At 69.9% G+C, this 18,584-nt stretch carries 17 protein-coding genes; 8 read left to right on the forward strand and 9 right to left on the reverse strand.

The features are described from left to right. Positions 1-35 precede the first annotated feature (35 nt). Both AC1DYG_RS03065 and AC1DYG_RS03070 read right to left on the reverse strand, forming a co-directional pair. Entirely contained in the window at positions 36-3,128 is a 3,093-nt protein-coding gene (locus tag AC1DYG_RS03065) for an AAA family ATPase (protein ID WP_477638426.1), read from the reverse strand. After that, positions 3,125-4,309, reverse strand: coding sequence for an exonuclease SbcCD subunit D (locus AC1DYG_RS03070; protein ID WP_477638427.1), 1,185 nt, complete (start codon positions 4,307-4,309; stop codon positions 3,125-3,127). The genes AC1DYG_RS03065 and AC1DYG_RS03070 overlap by 4 nt, the downstream gene beginning before the upstream one ends. 85 nt (positions 4,310-4,394) lie before the next feature. On the opposite strand from AC1DYG_RS03070, the gene AC1DYG_RS03075 reads away from it, so the two are divergent. The 3 genes from AC1DYG_RS03075 to AC1DYG_RS03085 all read left to right on the forward strand — a co-directional run bounded on the left by AC1DYG_RS03075 (position 4,395) and on the right by AC1DYG_RS03085 (position 7,212). Then, entirely contained in the window at positions 4,395-5,876 is a 1,482-nt protein-coding gene (locus AC1DYG_RS03075; RefSeq protein ID WP_477638428.1) for a glutamate-cysteine ligase family protein, read from the forward strand. 158 nt (positions 5,877-6,034) lie between these two features. After that, complete coding sequence (locus AC1DYG_RS03080) at positions 6,035-6,580, forward strand: hypothetical protein (RefSeq protein WP_477638429.1); 546 nt, start codon at positions 6,035-6,037, stop codon at positions 6,578-6,580. Continuing rightward, positions 6,577-7,212 (forward strand): RES family NAD+ phosphorylase, encoded by a 636-nt coding sequence (locus tag AC1DYG_RS03085; protein WP_477638430.1) that lies wholly within the window; start codon positions 6,577-6,579, stop codon positions 7,210-7,212. Before AC1DYG_RS03080 ends, AC1DYG_RS03085 begins: the two co-directional genes overlap by 4 nt. Positions 7,213-7,256: 44 nt before the next feature. Here the strand turns inward: AC1DYG_RS03085 and AC1DYG_RS03090 are convergent, their stop codons facing one another. Beyond that, the gene (locus AC1DYG_RS03090) at positions 7,257-7,877 is read right to left on the reverse strand and encodes a histidine phosphatase family protein (RefSeq protein WP_477638431.1); all 621 of its coding nucleotides are present in this window, start codon (positions 7,875-7,877) and stop codon (positions 7,257-7,259) included. Between the two features lie 25 nt (positions 7,878-7,902). Between AC1DYG_RS03090 and AC1DYG_RS03095 the strand changes: the two genes are divergently transcribed. The 3 genes from AC1DYG_RS03095 to AC1DYG_RS03105 are packed head-to-tail and all read left to right on the forward strand — an operon-like array spanning position 7,903 to position 9,734. Beyond that, a complete protein-coding gene (locus tag AC1DYG_RS03095) occupies positions 7,903-8,748 on the forward strand; it encodes a PhzF family phenazine biosynthesis protein (protein WP_477638432.1) in 846 nt (281 codons plus the stop codon). Beyond that, a complete protein-coding gene (locus AC1DYG_RS03100; RefSeq protein ID WP_477638433.1) occupies positions 8,748-9,287 on the forward strand; it encodes a DUF1697 domain-containing protein in 540 nt (179 codons plus the stop codon). Before AC1DYG_RS03095 ends, AC1DYG_RS03100 begins: the two co-directional genes overlap by 1 nt. Beyond that, positions 9,288-9,734 carry an OsmC family protein gene (locus AC1DYG_RS03105; protein ID WP_477638434.1) on the forward strand — a complete coding sequence of 149 codons (447 nt, stop codon included), beginning with the start codon at positions 9,288-9,290 and terminating at the stop codon, positions 9,732-9,734. It abuts the gene before it with no gap. A 1-nt stretch (position 9,735) separates the two neighbouring features. Here the strand turns inward: AC1DYG_RS03105 and AC1DYG_RS03110 are convergent, their stop codons facing one another. Together AC1DYG_RS03110 and tdh are read right to left on the reverse strand one after the other, a co-directional pair. Beyond that, a complete protein-coding gene (locus AC1DYG_RS03110) occupies positions 9,736-10,944 on the reverse strand; it encodes a glycine C-acetyltransferase (protein ID WP_477638435.1) in 1,209 nt (402 codons plus the stop codon). Between the two features lie 4 nt (positions 10,945-10,948). Beyond that, on the reverse strand, positions 10,949-11,986 hold the full coding sequence (tdh, locus tag AC1DYG_RS03115; RefSeq protein WP_477638436.1) for an L-threonine 3-dehydrogenase: 1,038 nt from the start codon (positions 11,984-11,986) through the stop codon (positions 10,949-10,951). Between the two features lie 94 nt (positions 11,987-12,080). On the opposite strand from tdh, the gene AC1DYG_RS03120 reads away from it, so the two are divergent. Next, positions 12,081-12,701: an L-threonylcarbamoyladenylate synthase gene (locus AC1DYG_RS03120; protein WP_477638437.1), complete on the forward strand. Its 621-nt coding sequence runs from the start codon at positions 12,081-12,083 to the stop codon at positions 12,699-12,701. Here the strand turns inward: AC1DYG_RS03120 and AC1DYG_RS03125 are convergent, their stop codons facing one another. Then, positions 12,702-13,559 (reverse strand): aldo/keto reductase, encoded by an 858-nt coding sequence (locus AC1DYG_RS03125; protein WP_477638438.1) that lies wholly within the window; start codon positions 13,557-13,559, stop codon positions 12,702-12,704. A gap of 346 nt (positions 13,560-13,905) precedes the next feature. Here AC1DYG_RS03125 and AC1DYG_RS03130 point away from each other — a divergent pair, with 346 nt between their 5' ends. Beyond that, complete coding sequence (locus AC1DYG_RS03130; protein ID WP_477638439.1) at positions 13,906-15,198, forward strand: helicase domain-containing protein; 1,293 nt, start codon at positions 13,906-13,908, stop codon at positions 15,196-15,198. Here the strand turns inward: AC1DYG_RS03130 and AC1DYG_RS03135 are convergent. The 3 genes from AC1DYG_RS03135 to AC1DYG_RS03145 all read right to left on the reverse strand — a co-directional run bounded on the left by AC1DYG_RS03135 (position 15,185) and on the right by AC1DYG_RS03145 (position 18,538). Continuing rightward, positions 15,185-17,575 (reverse strand): ATP-binding cassette domain-containing protein, encoded by a 2,391-nt coding sequence (locus AC1DYG_RS03135; protein WP_477638440.1) that lies wholly within the window; start codon positions 17,573-17,575, stop codon positions 15,185-15,187. The two genes, AC1DYG_RS03130 and AC1DYG_RS03135, sit on opposite strands and share 14 nt — an antisense overlap. A gap of 100 nt (positions 17,576-17,675) precedes the next feature. Further along, positions 17,676-18,083, reverse strand: coding sequence for a VOC family protein (locus AC1DYG_RS03140; RefSeq protein ID WP_477638441.1), 408 nt, complete (start codon positions 18,081-18,083; stop codon positions 17,676-17,678). Between the two features lie 5 nt (positions 18,084-18,088). Further along, complete coding sequence (locus tag AC1DYG_RS03145; RefSeq protein ID WP_477638442.1) at positions 18,089-18,538, reverse strand: helix-turn-helix transcriptional regulator; 450 nt, start codon at positions 18,536-18,538, stop codon at positions 18,089-18,091. Between the last annotated feature and the right edge of the window lie 46 nt (positions 18,539-18,584).

An 18,584-nucleotide genomic window follows, 5' to 3' on the forward strand; every position in this document is an offset into this window, starting at 1 on the left:
CAACAGGTGGCGGCGGCTGGCTCGCCTCGAGCCACCTAGGCCGCGGGCGCGGGTTCGTCGGTGCTGGTCACCTGCACGTTTGAGACCAGCACCGACGAGCCGCGCTCGGTCTTGCGAACCACGATCTGGCTGGGGATGCGGGTGCGCAGCTCGGCGACGTGGCTCACGACCCCCACGGCGCGACCACCCTCGCGCAGGTCGTCGAGGACCGACATGACCTGCTCGAGGCTCTCGTCGTCGAGGGTGCCGAAACCCTCGTCGACGAAGAGGGTCTGCAGGTCGAACCCACCGGACTCTTCGCGGACGGCGTCGGCCAGTCCCAGAGCCAGCGCCAGCGAGGCCATGAACGACTCACCGCCCGACAGCGACGCGGTGTCGCGGGCCTGCCCGGTCCACAGGTCGAGCACCTCGAGCCCGAGGCCGCTGCGTGCCCCGCGGGCCGCCAAGTGGTCCGTGTGCCGCAGCTGGTAGCGACCCTCTCCCATGCCGGACAACCGTTCGTTGGCGAGGGTGGCGACCTTCTCCAGCCGGGCCGCGAGGACGAATGCCGACAACCGCATCCTCAGGGCGTTGTTCGCGCTCGTGCCGGCCACGGTGTCGGCGAGCTCACGGAGCACCTGATGCCTCGCCTCCGCCGTGACGATCTGCCCACACCGGCGGGCGATGGAGCCCCGGACCCGGTCCAGTCCGGCCAGGGTGCGCCGCACCAGGGTGTCGGCGGCCACTGCCGCCGTGTATGCCGCGTGCGCCGCGTCGCGGGCCCTCGCCAGGGTGGCCACGTCAGGCTCCGGCGCCTCCATGGCTTCCTGGACGCCGGGTTCGGCAAGGGTGGTCTGGGCCACGAGGACGGCCTTGTCGTGAGCGACCACCGCGCTGCGAAGGCGGGTGACCTCGGCCGCCGTCAGGCGTCCTGACCGCGCCTGCTCGGGGTCAGGGAAACCGGCTGCCCGGAAGGACTCGTCCGTGGCGGCGACGACGTCCGCGTGGTCGCGGGTCGCCCGGTCGAGCTCGCGGACACTGGCAGCGTGCGCTGTGGCCGCGGCGGCTGCCTCGGAGTGGGCCGCGGCCGTCAAGTCCAGCTGATCAGGGTCGCGCAGGGTCCGGCCCAGCGACTCGAGCGCTCGACCCCACTGTGCGCAGGGACACGAGTCGGCGTGCTGGGAAACCGCTGATGCCAAAGCTTCGCGCTCGGTCTCGAGCTCGGACTCGAGCGCGCCGATGCGTGACCCCACGGTGACCGCAAGCTCGCGCAGTGCCGTCAGCTGCGCCGACACCGAGTCCACGGCCAGCCGCACCGCCTCCGCACGGTTGCGGGCTCCGTCGAAAGCCGCCGCCGCCTGACGGGCCGCCGCGAGCTCACCCTTCGCCTCCGCAACAGCCACGCCCAGGGCCACCTGGGTGCGGCCCTCGTCGCCCAGCCGGTCGCGCAGCTGCGCGGCGGTGGCCTCCAGGGCGGCGACGGTGCGCTCGGTGGCGCCGAGCGCGGTGGCGGCCGCCTGCCACGCCGCCTCGGCCTTGGAGACCTCAGTGGGTGTGACCAGGTCGCCTGTCGGCGCAGGGGCCGGGTGTTCGGCGGCGCCGCAGACGGGGCACGGCCGGTCCTGCTCCAGCCCTGTGGCCAGCTCGCCGGCCATCGAGTCGAGCCTGGCCTGGCGTCGGTCCTGGTAGAGGTCGCGCAGGTCCTGTGCATGGGTGCGCTGGGCGCCCACCGCCGCCTCGCACTCGGCGAGCCGGACCAGCGTGGCGTCGAGCGTGGTGCGCGACTTCAGCAGCGCCGAGATGCGCTCCAGCGTGGCTGTGGCGGTCTCGAGCTGGGCGGCGCCCTGCTGGGCCAGGGCGAGAGCCTCGGCTGCCTCGACCGCCTCGGTCCGGTGCGTCGACAACGTGGTCGTGGCCTCGTCGAGCCGGCTCGTTGTGGCGGCGAGCTCGTGCACCAGCCTCGCGTGGGCACGGTCGCGCTCCGTCACGGAAGCCCGCAGACGCGCGGCGGTCGTCAGCGTCCGGTCGCCGGCGGCCAACCGGTCCACGACACGGTCGATCGCCGCCGCACTGGCCTCGGCCAGGGCCCAGCCCGCGACGTCGGGCTCCGTCGACGCCACGCGTCGCCGGGCGGCCGCCAGCGAGAGCGCGACGCGTTCCAGCGCCTTGAGGTCACCGGCGACGGACCCCGCACGCTCGGCCAGCTCGACGCGGACCAGGGCGGCACGGTGGGCTGGCTGCTCGGCCTCGAGCGCGCTCAGGGCCTCCTGAGCCCGCACGCCACGCAGGCGCCGGGCAGCCGTCTCCGCTGCTGAGGCGTAGGTGGTCGTCGCGGCGGCGTCGGCGAGCCGGGTGGCGTCCACGGTGGTCAGCCTGGCGACGGATCCCGCCTCCAGCGCTGCGCGGGCGGCATCGAGCGCGGACGGCAGCTCCGCCAGCGGCAGGTCGGACCAGTCCTGCGCACCGCCCTCGATCGTCGGGGCGTCGGCCAGCACGTCCGCCAGCACGGCAAGGTCGGCGTTCAGGGCCGCCCTGTGCTCGGCCACGACCATCGCGGAGTCCTTGCGCTGCACGGCGAACCACTCCTCGATGCCCGCGAAGGCCGACACGTCGAAGAGCCGCCCGAGTAGCTCGCGGCGCTGCTCGGGCGTGGCGCGCAGGAACGCCGCGAAGTCACCCTGGGGCAGCAGGACGACCTTGCTGAACTGCTCGAGCCCCATGCCGAGGACGTCCCCGACAAGGTCGGCGATCTCGTCGTGCCGGGTGCTGAGGGCCACCCACTGACCACCGCGGCGTTCCCAGAGCACCGCTTTGGCCTGCACCTTGGTTTCGCCGCCACCGCGGGACCTGGGGCGGTGGAACTCCGGCGAGCGTTCGATCCTGAGCCGCCGCCCGGTGGCGGTGAACTCCAGGGTGACCGAGGGGACCGTGCCGCGCTCGGCATGGTCACTGTGCAGCTGCTTCTTTGAGCGGGCTCCGGGGACATCGGCGTAGAGCGCGAACGCCACTGCGTCGAGGAGACTCGTCTTGCCCGCGCCCGTGGCACCACGGATGAGGAACAGGCCACCGGCCGACACCGCGTCCAGATCGACCTCGACGGTGCCGGCGAACGGCCCGAAGGCGGTGACCTGGAGTCGGTGCAACCTCACGCCGCACCCTCCCGCTCGGTCGGGACAGCCAGCGGCAGCTGCCCCTCGTCGTCGCGGTCTGCGCGCTGGACCCGCACTGCCTCGACCGCCGATGCCAGGACAGCCTGCTCCTCGATAGTGGGCCCGTGCCCCGCGCGGACGTGGGTGAGGAAGGAGCAGCACACATCGAGGTCGGACTCGGAGGTGGTTCGTTGGGCATAGCTGCGCACGGACACCGGCGCGCCCTGGGGGTCGAACTGCAGGACCAGCGTGTGTGGGAAGCGTCGCCGCAGCTGCTCCATCGCGCCCAGTGGTCGAATCGGGTCGGTGAGGGTCACCTGGCACCACGCCTGCTCTGCCCGTGTGTGGGCAGGGTCGGAGAGCAGCGCCTCGAGGTCGCCCCTGAGCACGGCCAGCGGCCGCTCCACCGGCGAGTCCACGCCCTCGACGTGCAGTCCCGCGTCACTCAGCTCGACCAGCCAGGAACCCTTGGTCTGGGTGGCCTCACTGAAGGACAGAGCCACGGGGGACCCGCTGTAGCGCACTCTGTCGCTGACCTCTTGTCGTCCGTGCAGGTGGCCCAGGGCGACGTAGTCGGTGCCGGCGAAGACCCTCGGGTGGACAGCCGACACCCCACCCACGGAGATGTCGCGTTCGGAGTCACTGGTCGCCCCGCCGGTCACGAAGGCGTGCGCCATGACCATCGAGCGCCCACCACGCCGGGCCCGGTCGGCTTCCACCCTGGCCATCGCGGCACGCAGCACACCGGCATGCGAACGCTCACCGGTGCCCAGCGGGTCTGCCGCCACGGCGGGCTCGAGGTAGGGCACGGGGTAGACCGCGACGTCGCCGACCATGACAGGCACGCCGATCGACTGAGCCGCCGTGCGGATGTGCAGTCCCGAGCGCGCGAGCAGGTCGCTGGCGAACCCCAGCCGGATGGCCGAATCGTGGTTGCCGCTGGAAAGGACCACCGCGGAACCTGCGTCGATCAACCGGGTGACGGCCTGCGAGAGCAGGTCGACGGTGTCGGGCGAGGGGAGGGCGCGGTCGTAGACGTCTCCGGACACCAGCACGGCGTCGATCCGCTCGGCGCGAACCGTTTCGACGAGGTGGTCGACGAAGCTCGCCTGGGCGCCGAGCAGTCCCACCTGGTGGAACGAACGCCCCAGGTGCCAGTCGGAAGTGTGGAGAAACCGCACCCCTGCAGGCTAGGAGTGCGCACCGACAGCCGTTGGCAGGCGCGCCCTGCACGTGGTTAGGTCATCACAACACAGAGGAGGTGCCGTGGGCGAAGAGGTCAACGCGCAGAGCTACACGCGCGAGCAGCGCCAGCGTTACCGCGAGAAGGTGCGCCAGAACCTCGACGTCTTCGAACGGATGCTGGCGACCAGCCAGTTCGAGTTCGACCGGCCGATGACCGGCATGGAGATCGAGCTCAACCTCGTCGACGACGCCTACCAGCCGAAGTTCGCCAACGCCGAGGTGCTCGAGGAGATCGCCGACCCCGGCTACCAGACCGAGCTCGCCCAGTACAACATCGAGCTCAACGTGCCGCCCCGCCCGCTGCCGGGTGACTCGGCCATCGAGCTCGAGGACGAGATGCGGGCCTCGCTCAACGCCGCCAGCGCGGCCGCGGAGAAGCGCGGCGCCCACATCGTGGCCGTGGGCATCCTGCCGACCATCATGCCGGAGCACTTCGAGGGCGACTGGATCAGCGCCAACAACCGATACACCGCCCTCAACGACTCGATCTTCTACGCGCGCGGCGAGGACATCTACCTCGACATCGAGGGCCCGACGGGGGAGCGGATCGCCACGTACTGCGACTCGATCGCCCCCGAGTCGGCGTGCACGAGCGTGCAGCTGCACCTTCAGGTCGCACCTCAGGACTTCGCCGGTCACTGGAACGCCGCCCAGGCCCTCGTCGCGCCGCAGATCGCGCTGGCCGCCAACTCGCCCTACTTCTTCGGCAAGCGGCTGCACGCCGAGACCCGCATCGAGCTGTTCAGCCAGGCCACCGACACCCGCAGCATCGAGCTGAAGAACCAGGCCGTCCGTCCGCGGGTCTTCTTCGGCGAGCGGTGGATCACCTCGATCTTCGACCTCTTCGAGGAGAACGTCCGCTACTTCCCGGCCCTGCTGGCCGAGGTCAGCGACGAGGACCCGGTGGCCAAGCTCGCGGCGGGCGAGGCGCCCAACCTGGCCGAGCTGCGCCTGCACAACGGCACCGTCTACCGCTGGAACCGGCCGATCTACGACGTCGTCAACGGTACCCCGCACCTGCGCGTCGAGAACCGCGTCCTCCCGGCCGGCCCCACGCTGGTCGACGTCCTGGCCAACGCCGCCTTCTACTACGGCGTCATCCGTAAGCTCGCCTCAGACGACCGGCCGATCTGGAGCAAGATGAGCTTCGCCGCCGCCGAGCAGAACTTCCACAACGCGGCTCGCGACGGCATCGAGTCGCGGCTGTACTGGCCCGGCTTCGGTGAGGTGCGCGCCGAGGAGCTGGTGCTGCGCCACCTGCTGCCGATGGCCCACGAGGGACTGGCCGACTGGGGCGTCTCGGAGGCGGTCCGCGACCGCTACCTCTCGGTCATCGAGGGCCGCTGCAAGACGAGCACCAACGGCGCCACCTGGCAGACCGACGCCGTGGAACGCTTCGAGCAGGCGGGGATGGACCGCCAGAAGGCCCTGGCCGAGATGCTGCGCCTCTATGCCAAGCACATGCACAGCAACGAGCCCGTGCACACCTGGCCGTTGCCCTGACCAGAAGGCCGGTGTGGGCGTGCGCTGGGCCGAGGTATGCCGCGCGCCCCGCCCGACGGCATACCTCGCCTCCCGCACCCGCCGAGCTCGGCGCTGTCCGTCCGGGACGCTATGGTGGTGGTCGGACTTGACGCCCTTGACGCACTGGGAGGCACCGGATGACACCACGGACGCGCACCACGACAGAGGTGGACGCGCTCACCGAGGCGGTGCGCACGAGGATCGAGCTGCGCGCCGCTGAGCTCGCGGCCCAGGGGCGGCTGCTCGACCTCGGCGATGTCGACGAGCTCGCGGATCGCATGCTCGCCGCCCTGCCCACGGTCCATCCGCTCGACCGGCCGCTCGGCCCGTTCTACGACACCGCTGGGCTCGTCGCCTGGCTCGGCATCTCTCGCCAGGCCCTGTTCGACAGGATCCGGCGTGGGACCGTGCTCGCCTGCCGCACGGCAGACGGTCACCTCCTCTATCCCTCGCTGCAGTTCGGTCGCAACGGTGCCGTCCGACCCGGGGTGCAGGACGCCGTCGGCGCGTTCAGCCGCAGGGGAGTGGACGGTTGGTCGATCGGGGCCTGGCTCACGACCCCGTCCGCCGTCTTCGACGGGCACAGCGCGGTCGACTACCTCGTCGTGCACCGGTCGTCACCGACGGCCGTGTCCAGAGTGGCTTCGGCTGCGATCGCCGACGCGTCCCAGTGGGCCGCGTGACGCCGCGGGAGCGCACGGCACTGGGCCCCCCACCGGCGTCGCTGGCCGGCTTCCCGACCTACCTCGTGGACACCGAGACCGACCTGTTCCGCGCCCACGGCGTCGACCTGGGGCCGTGGTGGTTCGGCAACGACGGCGGCGGGCGGTTCGACCTGAGGCCGCCGCGAGGCACCTGCTACGTCGCCCTCGACCCGCTCAGCGCACTGCGCGAACGCCTGGGTCCGGTCCTGGGCGGCTCGCAGGCGGTGCCCGAGAGCCTGCTCGAGGCGTCTGTGGTGTCGCGGTTGCGGCTCACGGCGCCTCGTGAGGTTGCCGACGTGCAGGATGGTCGAGCAGCCGCCTTCGGCGTCACCCGTGAGCTGGAGTCGATGGTTCCGTATGCCGTGCCCCAGGCCTGGGCGCGCGCGTTCGACGAAGCGGGCAGTGGGGGAGTGAAGTACGGACCGCGCTTCACGCCCGGCGGCTCCAGTGCCGTCGCGCTGTTCGACGACGAAGGCGCGGCGGACTGGCCAGTCGATCCCGATCCCGTTCCAGCGCAACAGGTTTCGGGTGCCCCGAGGGCATTGCCGACTCCGCGTCGAGCGGATCTCACCGTCGTTCGCCCGCCGCGCACACGCACCACGCGCGACTGACGCGGCCTCCGCCGTCGTCAGCGCCGTCAGCGCCGTCAGCGCCGTCAGTGGCCGCTGACAGCCGGGCCGTGGTTCCACACCCGGATGGCCGGCTGCTCACGCTCGAACTGCAGGACACTGACCGATCCGGCGTCCAGGAGCAGCTGGGCGCCCAGCCGAGGCTCCTGGCGCAGGAAGACGCTGGCCAGCACCCGCAGGCAGTGGCCGTGCCCGACCAGGGCCACGTCGCCCTCGGCCATCGCCGCCACGGCGCGCTTGACCACGCGCGACGCGCGGGCGGCGACCTCCTCCACGGTCTCGCCGGGGGTTTCCCCGGCCGGCACACCGTCGCGGAACACCGTCCAGTCATAGCCGAGCTGCTCGCGGATCTGCGGCGTCGTCAGGCCCTCGTAGCCGCCGTAGTCCCACTCGAGCAGGTCGTCGTCCACCTCAGGCGTCAGGCCGGCGAGCTCGGCGGTGCGGCGGGCCCGCTGCAACGAGGAGCTGAGGGACAGCACGAAGTCGTAGTCGGCGACGAGTCGGCCCGACTGGCGGGCCAGCTCCTCGCCGTGCGGTGTGAGCGGGATGTCCGTCCGTCCGGTGTGGCGCCCGGACTTCGACCACTCGGTCTCGCCGTGGCGCAGCAGGACGAGCCGGCCGGCCGGTGGCGCTGGCGGAGAGGTCACGGGGCAAGCATGACAGAGTGTGCGCATGCGCCTGAGGTACCGGTTGCTCAACGTCTTCGCCCTGACCTCCGACCCGTTCTCGGGCAACCCTTTGTGCGTCTTCGAGGACGGCTCCGGCCTGTCGGATGACCAGCTGCAGGGACTGGCTCGGCAGTTCAACCTGTCCGAGACGACCTTCCTCGTCCCACCGCGCGACGGGGCGGACGCGGGGGTTCGCATCTTCACGACGACGTTCGAGATGCCGTTCGCCGGGCACCCGACGCTCGGCACCGCCCACGTCGCGCGCGATCTCCACCGACTGGGTGACACGCTCGGGCTGTCCATGCCCGCCGGGGTCATCCCTGTCGAGGCGGACGGGAACCGGTGGACGCTGACCGCCAACACCGGCCGGATCGAGGCCGAGCTGGCGATCGACGACCTGGCGCAGGCCATCGGACTCGCACCGGACGAGCTGGTGGGACCCGTGCAGCAGGTGAGCGTCGGCACGTCCCAGGTCATCGCACAGGCGGTCTCGGTCGACGCAGTGCGGCGGGCCCGGGTCCGACCCGAGCTGCTCGCCCGGTATGCCGGCATGGGCGCCAGCGGCGGCGAGACCCTCGTCTACGTGTGGTCACCGGCAGGGGAGGGGCGGATCGAGGCGCGGGCCCTCATCAGCGACGGGCACGCCGTCTCGGAGGACCCCGCCACGGGTTCGGCGTGCTCCAACCTCGGCGCGTGGTTCGTGGGCCAGGGTCGATCAGGTCGGTGGACGGTGAGCCAGGGCGCCCAGGTCGGGCGGCCGTCGCTGCTCGACCTGATGGTCGAGGACGACGGCACGGTCCGCGTGGGTGGGCTGGTGCGTCCGGTGGGTGCTGGCGAGGTCGAGCTCTGATGCCCGGCTATGTCGTCTTCCTGCGGGCGGTGAATGTGGGCAAGCGGCAGCTGAAGATGGCTGATGCCCGAAAGGTGCTGTCCGACAACAGTTTTGACGATGTCGAGACCTACATCCAGACTGGCAACGTCTTCGTCACGACTCCCATGCGAAGCGTCCCGAAGGTCGAGGCGGAGGTGGGTCGACTCCTCGGTGAGCACGCGGGCTTCGACGTCGTCGCGATCGCCAGGAAGTCCGCGGAGCTGCCGGCACTCGTGCAGGCGATCGACGGCATACCGGAGCAGTTGCCGCACGAGGCGAGCCGTTATGTCAGCTTCTGCGTCACCGCGCCGACCGCCGCCGCCACCGCCGAGCTGCAGGCGTGGGAGGTCGACGGAGAGCGCGCCACCGTCATCGGCAAGGATGTCCTCCTGGAGCTTTCCGTGCCGTTCAACGAGGTCAAGCTGACCGGCGCCCGCATCGAGAAGATTCTCGGGATCCCGGGCACGGCCCGGAACCTGACCGTCGTCCGCGCCCTGGCGCAGAAATGGGGAACCTGAATGGCCGAAGAGACTGGTGGCACCGGACTGGGCCACCGCTCGATCAGCATGGAGCGGGTCTCCAAGGGTGTCTTCGAGGTGACCAACGTCCGTGGTGGCACGATGCGCATCGGGGGAGGGGACGACGCCGACTTCACCCCTGTCGAGCTGCTGCTGACCGCCATCGCGGGGTGCAGTGCCGTCGACGTCGACTTCATCACCGTCAAGCGGGCCGAGCCGGAGAGCTTCACCGTCACCGCTGAGGGCGACAAGCTCCGGGACGAGAACGGCAACCACCTGGGCGACATCACGGTCCGCTTCTCGGTGGACTTCCCCGAGGGGGAGTCCGGCGACTCGGCGCGCGACATGCTGCCCAAGGCGATCGCCATGTCGCACGACCGGTTGTGCACGGTCAGCCGCACCGTGGTGATCGGCACGCCGATCGACAGCGGCGTCGCGCAGGACTAGCTCAGGCGAGGCTGTCGCGAGCTGCCGTGAACGCCGACACGCAGGTGCGGACGTCGTCCTCCGAGTGCCCGGCAGACAGCTGGACGCGGATGCGCGCCTTGCCCTGTGGCACCACGGGGTAGGAGAAGGCGATGACGTAGACGCCCTGCTCGAGCATGGCGTCGGCGACCTGGGCGGCCAGTCGGGCGCCGTCCTCACCGGGGAACATGACCGGGGTGATCGGGTGCTCGCCGGGGAGCAGGGTGAACCCTGCATCGGTCATCAGGGTGCGGAACAGGGCCGTGTTGGACCGCAGCCGGGCGCGCGCCTCCTGGGAGCCCGCCGCGATCTCCAGCGCCTTCAGGGAGCCCGCGGCGACGCTGGGAGCCACGGCGTTGGAGAAGAGGTAGGGACGGGAGCGCTGGCGCAGCAGGTCGACGATCTCCTGGTGCGCACTGACGTAGCCACCGGAGGCGCCTCCGAGAGCCTTGCCCAGGGTTCCGGTGATGATGTCGACCCGGTCCATCACGCCGAACCGCTCGGGGGTGCCCCGCCCCCCGTCGCCGACGAACCCGACGGCGTGGCTGTCGTCGACGAGCACCATGGCACCGAACTCGTCGGCGAGGTCGCAGATCTGGTCGAGCGGGGCGAGGAACCCGTCCATCGAGAAGACGCCGTCGGTGACGATGACGGTGCGTCGCGCACCGCCCTCAGCGGCAGACTCGAGCTGCGTGCGCAGGTCGGTCATGTCGGCGTTCTTGTAGCGGAACCGCTTGGCCTTGGACAGGCGGATGCCGTCGATGATCGAGGCGTGGTTCAGCTCGTCGGAGACGATCGCGTCCTGTGCCCCGAAGAGCACCTCGAACACTCCGCCGTTGGCGTCGAAGCAGGACGAGTAGAGGATGGTGTCCTCCATCTGGAGGAAGTCCGAGATGGCCCGCTCGAGGTGCTTGTGCAGCTCCTGAGTGCCACAGATGAATCGCACGCTGGCCATGCCGAAACCCCAGTCCTGCAACGCCTTTGCGGCGGCAGCCTCGACCTCGGGGTGGTCGGCCAGGCCGAGGTAGTTGTTGGCGCAGAAGTTGAGCGACGCGGACCGCAGCCCATCGGCTCTGGCCGTCGTGATGTGGGCGGACTGCGGGGAGCTCAGCTCGCGCTCGTGCTTGTAGAGCCCGGCGTCGGCGATCTCCCGCAACGTCGTGGCCAGCTCGTCCTTCACGGTGCCGTACATCGGGTCAGCTCCAATCCATGATGACCTTGCCGCACTGGCCCGAACGGGCCGCGGCGAAGGCGTCCTGCCACTGTTCGGCAGGGAGGCGGTGGGTGATCACCGAGGCGATCCGGTCGCGCAGCACCGGTGAGTTGCCGAGCATCGAGCTCATGGCGTACCAGGTGTCGTACATCTCGCGGCCGTAGATCCCCTTGATGGTGATCATGTGCGTGATGACCCGGCCCCAGTCGATCGGGAAGGGATCCTTCGGCAGACCGAGCATCGCGACCCGGCCGCCGTGGTTCATGTGCGCCAGCATGTCCTCGACGGCGCTCGGCACTCCAGACATCTCGAGGCCGATGTCGAACCCCTCCTTCATGCCCAGGGACTTCATCGCCTCGCCCAGGTCGGAGGTGCGGGCGTTGACCACGAGGTCGGCTCCGGCGTTCTTGGCCAGGTCGAGGCGATAGTCGCTCAGGTCGGTGACGACGACGTGGCGGGCGCCGACGTGGCGGGCCAGCGCGGCGGCCATGACACCGATCGGTCCGGCGCCCGTGATGACGACGTCCTCCCCGGCCATGGGGAACGACAGGGCGGTGTGGGTGGCGTTGCCCAGGGGGTCGAACACCGCACCGAGGTCGGGGTCCAGGTCATCGGGCTGGATCCACACGTTGGAGGCCGGGATCACGACGAAGTCGGCGAAAGCACCGTCGCGGTTCACGCCGATGCCCTTGGTGTGGATGCACATGTGGCGCCGACCAGCCCGACAGTTGCGACAGGTCCCGCAGACGATGTGCCCCTCTCCGGAGGCCCGCTGCCCGACCCGCACCGAGTCGACGTCCTCGCCGACCTCGACCACCTCGCCGTAGAACTCGTGCCCGATGGTCATGGGTGCCTTGACGGTGGAGGCGGCCCAGTCGTCCCACTGCTCGAGGTGCAGGTCGGTGCCGCACAGGCCCGCCCGCAGGACGCGGATCTTCACATCCGTGGGTCCGGGCTGTGGTTCGGGGACGTCCTTGAGCTCGAGTCCGGGGCCGGCATGGGTCTTCACGAGTGCGCGCACGCCGAACAACATAGTCGGCCGGGGGAGAGGGGAGGTATGCCGTGGCGCTGCGGCGCGTGCGCGCGGCCGCGACCCCGCGGCATACAGTCACCACATGGCCCGCTATCTCGACGTCCACCCCGTTGACCCGCAGCCACGGGCGATCGGACAGGCCGTCGCCCTGATCCGGGACGGCGGGCTGGTGGCCTACCCGACGGACTCGGGCTACGCGCTCGGGTGCGCCCTCGGCAACCAGGAGGGCAAGGAGCGGATCGTGCGGATCCGGCACCTGGACGACAAGCACCACTTCACCTTGGTGTGCGCCGACTTCGCCCAGCTCGGGCAGCTGGTGCACATCGACAACCGCGTGTTCCGGGCCATCAAGGCGGCCACACCGGGGCCTTACACGTTCATCCTCCCGGCGACCAAGGAGGTGCCACGGCGGCTGCTGCACCCGAAGAAGAAGACGGTCGGCGTGCGCATCCCCGACAACCGCGTCGTCCAGGCCCTGTTGGCAGAGCTGGGCGAGCCCATCCTCTCGAGCACCCTGATCCTGCCCGGTGAGGAGGCTCCGATGACCGAGGGGTGGCTCGTCAAGGAAGAGCTCGACCTGCAGGTCGATGCAGTCATCGACGCGGGGGAGTGTGGCACCGACCCGACGACGGTGATCGACTACTCCGACGGGACGCCTGAGGTGACCCGCGTCGGCGCGGGGGACCCGGCGCCGTTCGAGTAGCTACATCTCCTCATGGGTGTCGGGGTCGCCGCCGAACAGGCGCCCGTCGTCGCGCCCCAGGGCGGTGATGGCAGCCATCTGCGCCTCGGTGAGCTCGAACCCGAAGACGTCGAGGTTCTGCCGCTGCCGCTCAGGCGTGGCGGACTTGGGCAGTGGGAGCGAGCCCAGCTGGACGTGCCAGCGCAGGATCACCTGACCCGGGGTGACATCGTGCGCACCTGCGGCGTCGGCCACTGGCGGCTCGTCGAAGGGTGCCTGTCGCTTGCCCATCGGGCTCCACGCCTGCGTGCGGATCCCGAGCTCCTCGTGGACCGCCCGCATCGCCTGCTGGGGAAAGTACGGGTGCAGCTCGATCTGGTTCACCGCCGGCGTCACGCCGGTCTCGTCGATGATGCGGCTCAGGTGATCCGCCGAGAAGTTGCTGACACCGATGGTGCGGACCAGGCCCTCGCGTTGGGCGTCGACCAGCGCCTGCCAGGCCTGCGGATAGAGGTCGTGGCTGGGGTTCGGCCAGTGGATGAGCGCGACGTCGAGCCGATCGACACCCAGACGGTCGGCTGAGTCCCGAAGGGACTGCAGTGCAAGGGATTTCGAGTGGAAACGGCCGGGGATCTTCGTGGCCATCGCGATGTCGTCGCGGGGGACTCCGCACCGGCGAACGGCCTCGCCGACCTCCACCTCGTTGCCGTAGTTGACGGCCGTGTCGAGCAGCCGGTAGCCCGCCTGGAGTGCGCTCACCATGGCCTCGATGCCCTGGTCGCCCTTGAGCGGATAGGTGCCGAAGCCGATGGCCGGCAGCGACGTGCCGTCGTTGAGCGCGTAGGTCAGGTCGCCGGCTGCCGATGTGTCAGTGCCCATGCCACCACCGTAAGGGAGGCTTCCAGAATCGCTAGATTGACATAATGTCGATTATCGGCGTTTATTCACACCGGAGTGACGGCCTGCCAAGACGACAACGTGGAAGAGCGCAACGCTCCCTTCCACTCTCAACGTATAACGCACCCACCAGGGGCTTGCGGCAAGGCCCTGGGTGTGCCGCAGAATCGTCGGCCGATGACAATGACCAGCGCCTTCGACCTGTCCGCCCACCTCACCGCCAAGGCCGATCCGAGCCTGATCGCCGGCGACGAGCAGCATTTCGCTGCGATGGCCGCGAGCCTCGAACAGGCGATCGAAGACCTGTCCCACCGAGAGCGACCCGATCGTGGCCGGCCTCAAGTCGTCGGCAGACCTCGTAAGGGCGATCGAGACCGCCGTCCGGTTCTACGAGGAGGCGCCCACCACAGGGATGACCGTCACGACTCCCTGGTCCGATGTCTGGGTGGGGGCCGACGACTGGGCGGCGGCGTTCGAGGCCCCCGATCCCGGCACTCCGCACAACGAGGCACGCGACCAGATCTGGGAGGAGCTGCTGACGATCCTGGTCGACCGACTGGACGCCGACCCCGAAGGTGACCTTGACGACGGCGAGGTCTCCCCCGAGCTGCTCCGCGGTTCGCTGCAGCAGAACCGGGAGCTGCTGACGATCCTCAACAGCGCGTGGCCCTTGATCGAGGCGGCCGACCTCGTCGGTGACCTCTGGTCGGTGCCCGCCTACCTGCGGATGTGCGCGCCGTGGCTCAGCCCGGACGAGATCCGGGCACTCCAGCGCGCGGATGCCCAGGCGTGGACCGTGTCCGACCTGCCCCTGCTGGACGCGGCACGTCAGCGGCTCGGCGACCCGGAGGCCTCACGCCTCAGGCACCGGCACGACGCCGCTGTCGCCGCCGAACGCGAACGGATGGCCCGGGTCGTCGACGAGCTGATTGCTTCGGACGACTCGGAAATGCATGTGATGTCGATGCTGCGTGGCGAGGACCTCCAGGGAGCGATGGTCGACGAAGCGGCCCTCCCCCACGCCGATCCCGACCTGCTCGCGGGGCCGTTCGCCCACATCGTCGTCGACGAGGCCCAGGAGCTGACCGACGCGCAGTGGCAGATGCTGCTGGCGAGGTGCCCGTCCAAGAGCTTCACGATCGTCGGGGACCGCGCCCAGGCCCGGCACGGGTTCACCGAGACGTGGCAGCAGCGGTTGGAGCGGATCGGGCTCGAGCGGTTCGACGTCGCGTCGCTGAGCATCAACTACCGCACCCCGGTAGAGGTGATGGCCGAAGCCGAGCCGGTCATCCGGGCGGCCATCCCGGACGCGAACGTGCCCACCTCCATCCGCAGCACCGGTGTCCCGGTCGTCCACGGCGCGGCGTCCGAGCTGGCCGCGACCCTCGAGGGCTGGCTCGACGCCAATGCCGAAGGGATCGCCTGCGTCATCGGCGCCACGACGCTCCGGGCGACCTCCCGCGTCCAGTCCCTGACGCCGGAGCTGTCCAAGGGACTCGAGTTCGACCTCGTCGTCCTCGTCGACCCCGAGTCGTTCGGCACGGGTATCGAGAGAGCGGTCGATCGCTACGTCGCCATGACCCGAGCCACGAGGCAGCTCGTCATCCTCACGAGCTCCTGACGTAGGACGCCAGGTGCTCGCCGGTGAGGGTCGAACGGTCGGCGACGAGCTCGGTGGGCGTGCCTTCGAACACGACCCGGCCACCGTCGTGGCCGGCACCCGGGCCGAGGTCGATGATCCAGTCGGCGTGCGCCATGACCGCCTGGTGGTGCTCGATGACGATGACCGACTTGCCTGAGTCGACGAGCCGGTCGAGCAGCCCGAGGAGGTTCGCGACGTCGGCCAGGTGCAGACCGGTGGTCGGCTCGTCGAGGACGTACACGTCGCCCTTCTCGGCCATCTGCGTGGCCAGCTTGACGCGCTGCCGCTCACCGCCGGACAGGGTCGTCAAGGGCTGGCCGAGGGTGAGGTACCCCAGGCCGACATCCACGATCCGGTCGAGGATCTTGTGCGCGGCCGGCGTCTTGGCCGCGCCGTCGCCGAAGAACGCCTCCGCCTCGGTCATCGACATCGCCAGGACCTCGGCGATGTTGCGACCGCCCAGGGTGTACTCCAGCACGGACGCCTGGAAGCGCCGACCCTCGCACTCCTCGCAGGTGGACTCGACGGTGGCCATGACGCCCAGCTCGGTGAAGATGACTCCCGCACCGTTGCACGTCGGACAGGCGCCCTCGGAGTTCGAGCTGAAGAGGGCAGGCTTCACGTCGTTGGCCTTCGCGAAGGCCTTGCGGATCGGTTCCAGGAGCCCGGTGTAGGTCGCCGGGTTGCTGCGGCGTGACCCCTTGATCGCGCCCTGGTCGACGACCACGACGCCGTCCCGGCCGGCGACGGAGCCATGGATCAGCGAGCTCTTCCCCGAGCCCGCGACGCCCGTGACGACGCAGAGCACGCCGAGCGGCACGTCGACGTCCACTCCCTGGAGGTTGTGCGTCGAGGCTCCCCGGACCTCGAGCGTGCCCGTCGCGGATCTCACGGCGTCCTTGACGGTGGCCCGGTAGCCGAGGTGGTGGCCCGTGATGGTGTCGCTCCCCCGCAGTCCTTCCACGCTGCCCTCGAAGCAGACGCTGCCGCCCTCAGTGCCGGCCCCAGGACCGAGGTCGACGACGTGGTCGCCGATGGCGATCGTCTCGGGCTTGTGCTCGACGACGAGCACGGTGTTGCCCTTGTCGCGCAGCTGGAGCAGCAGCTCGTTCATCCGCTCGATGTCGTGGGGGTGGAGTCCGATCGTGGGCTCGTCGAAGACGTAGGTGACGTCCGTGAGGGACGACCCGAGGTGACGGATCATCTTGGTGCGCTGGGCCTCTCCCCCGGACAGCGTGCCCGCCGGCCGGTCGAGGGACAGGTAGCCCAACCCGATCTCGGCGAACGAGTCGAGCAGGTGTTGCAATCCCTTGAGCAGCGGGGCGACCGAAGGCTCGTCGAGCCCGCGGACCCACTCGGCCAGGTCACTGATCTGCATCTCGCAGAGGTCGGAAATGTTCTTGCCCTGGATCCTGGAGGAACGGGCTTCCTTGCTCAGCCGGGTGCCCTCGCAGTCCGGACAGGCCTGGAACGTGATGGCGCGTTCCACGAAGCGCCGCACGTGCGGCTGCATGGCCTCGACGTCCTTGGAGAGCATCGACTTCTGGATCTTCGGGATGACCCCTTCGAAGGTCAGGTTGATGCCCTCGACCTTGATCTTGGTCGGCTCGGCATACAGCATCGTCTCGAGCTGCTTCTTGGTGAACGCGGCGATCGGCTTGTCCATCGGCAGGCCCATGCCCTCGAACAGCCGGCCGTACCAGCCGTCCATCGAGTAGCCGGGCACCGTCAGTGCACCCTCGGCGAGAGACTTGGTCTCGTCGTACAACGCCGTGAGGTCGAAGTCGCTGACCGCTCCCATGCCCTCGCAGCGCGGGCACATGCCACCGAGGTAGACCACGTCCCTGACGACGTTCTTCTCGACCCGGCCGCCGGCCTTCTCGGTGCTCATCACCCCACTCGCCTTGCGTGTCGGGACGTTGAACGAGAACGCGGTCGGCGGCCCGAGGGAGGGCGCGCCCAAGCGGCTGAAGAGGATCCGGAGCATCGCGTTGGCATCGGTGGCGGTGCCGACGGTCGAGCGGGGGTTGGCGCCCATCCGTTCCTGGTCGACGATGATCGCCGTGGTCAGCCCCTCGAGCACGTCGACGTCGGGCCGAGCGAGGTTCGGCATGAATCCCTGCACGAACGCGCTGTATGTCTCGTTGATCATCCGCTGCGACTCCGCGGCGATCGTGGCGAAGACGAGCGAGCTCTTCCCCGAGCCGGAGACCCCGGTGAACACCGTCAGTCGTCGCTTGGGGATCTCTACGTTCACGTCCTTGAGGTTGTTCTCCCGAGCACCCACCACGCTGATCGTGTCGTGGCTGTCGGCTGCGTGCGGCGCTGTCGGCTGGGTGTCCTTGGCTGTGGCCATGCTCGTTCGGGTCTCCGTCCGTGGGGGGATGCCCGGCGTCCGTGTCCGTGCGCGGGCCGGGGCGAGGTGCGGGCTTTGCTGCGGGAGCCTGCGGGGCGGCTCAGCCCTGCTGGATGCGCAGGAGGTTGCCGGCGGGGTCGCGGACCGCGCAGTCCCGAACGCCGTACGGCTGGTCGGTGGGTTCCTGGACGATGTCGGCGCCGCTGGCCGCCACCCGCTCGAAGGTGGCGTCGAGGTTGGCGGTGGCCAGGAGCATGGTGGCATAGGTGCCCTTGGCCATCATCTCGGCGATCGTGCGACGTTCCTCGTCGGTGATGCCCGGGTCGACGGCCGGCGGGTGCAGCACGATGGAGGTGCCGGGCTGGTCGACGGGGCCGACCGTGATCCATCGCAACCCGTTGTAGCCGACGTCGCCGCGGACCTCGAAACCGAGGGTGTCGCGGTAGAAGGACAAGGCAGCGTCCGGGTCGTCCTGCGGCAGGAAGCTCGCGTGAATGGTGATGTCCATGTCGTTCAGGCTAGTTGCGCCTCAGGGGCCTGCGCTTCTCGATTCCTGATCGGCCTTGTCACCTGTTTCGAGACACATGAAGGCATCTCCGGCGTGGGCGTCGCCATCTGCCGCCGGTAGGTGCTCGGTGGGACGCCGACCAGCTCCGTGAAGCGTGTGCTGAAGGTGCCCAGCGATGAGCAACCGACCTCGAAACAGACCTCGGTGACGCTGAGCTCGCCGAGACGTAGGAGCGCCATGGCGCGCTCGACGCGCCGGGTCATGACATAGCTGTAGGGCGACTCCCCGTAGGCCTGCTTGAACTCACGGCTCAGGTGCCCGGCCGACATGTGCGCGCCACGGGCAAGCGCCTCGACGTCCAGCGGCAGCGCGTACTCGCGGTCGATCCTGTCGCGGACGCGGCGCAGCCTGGCAAGGTCGCGCAGGTGCTGCTCGGCGGCGGGACTACTGGTCACCTCGAGATCGTGCCACCTGGCGCGCGACCCTGCCTAGCGTGTTGGG

The sequence above is a fragment of the Pedococcus sp. P1_H8 genome (genome assembly GCF_056405175.1).

Coding starts and splice junctions, on each gene's coding strand:
- AC1DYG_RS03080 (WP_477638429.1), top strand. CDS start 6,035: ATGACACCACGGACGCGCACCACGACAGAGGTGGACGCGCTCACCGAG.
- AC1DYG_RS03095 (WP_477638432.1), top strand. CDS start 7,903: ATGCGCCTGAGGTACCGGTTGCTCAACGTCTTCGCCCTGACCTCCGAC.
- AC1DYG_RS03100 (WP_477638433.1), top strand. CDS start 8,748: ATGCCCGGCTATGTCGTCTTCCTGCGGGCGGTGAATGTGGGCAAGCGG.
- AC1DYG_RS03105 (WP_477638434.1), top strand. CDS start 9,288: ATGGCCGAAGAGACTGGTGGCACCGGACTGGGCCACCGCTCGATCAGC.
- AC1DYG_RS03110 (WP_477638435.1), bottom strand. CDS start 10,944: ATGTACGGCACCGTGAAGGACGAGCTGGCCACGACGTTGCGGGAGATC.
- AC1DYG_RS03120 (WP_477638437.1), top strand. CDS start 12,081: ATGGCCCGCTATCTCGACGTCCACCCCGTTGACCCGCAGCCACGGGCG.
- AC1DYG_RS03125 (WP_477638438.1), bottom strand. CDS start 13,559: ATGGGCACTGACACATCGGCAGCCGGCGACCTGACCTACGCGCTCAAC.
- AC1DYG_RS03135 (WP_477638440.1), bottom strand. CDS start 17,575: ATGGCCACAGCCAAGGACACCCAGCCGACAGCGCCGCACGCAGCCGAC.
- AC1DYG_RS03140 (WP_477638441.1), bottom strand. CDS start 18,083: ATGGACATCACCATTCACGCGAGCTTCCTGCCGCAGGACGACCCGGAC.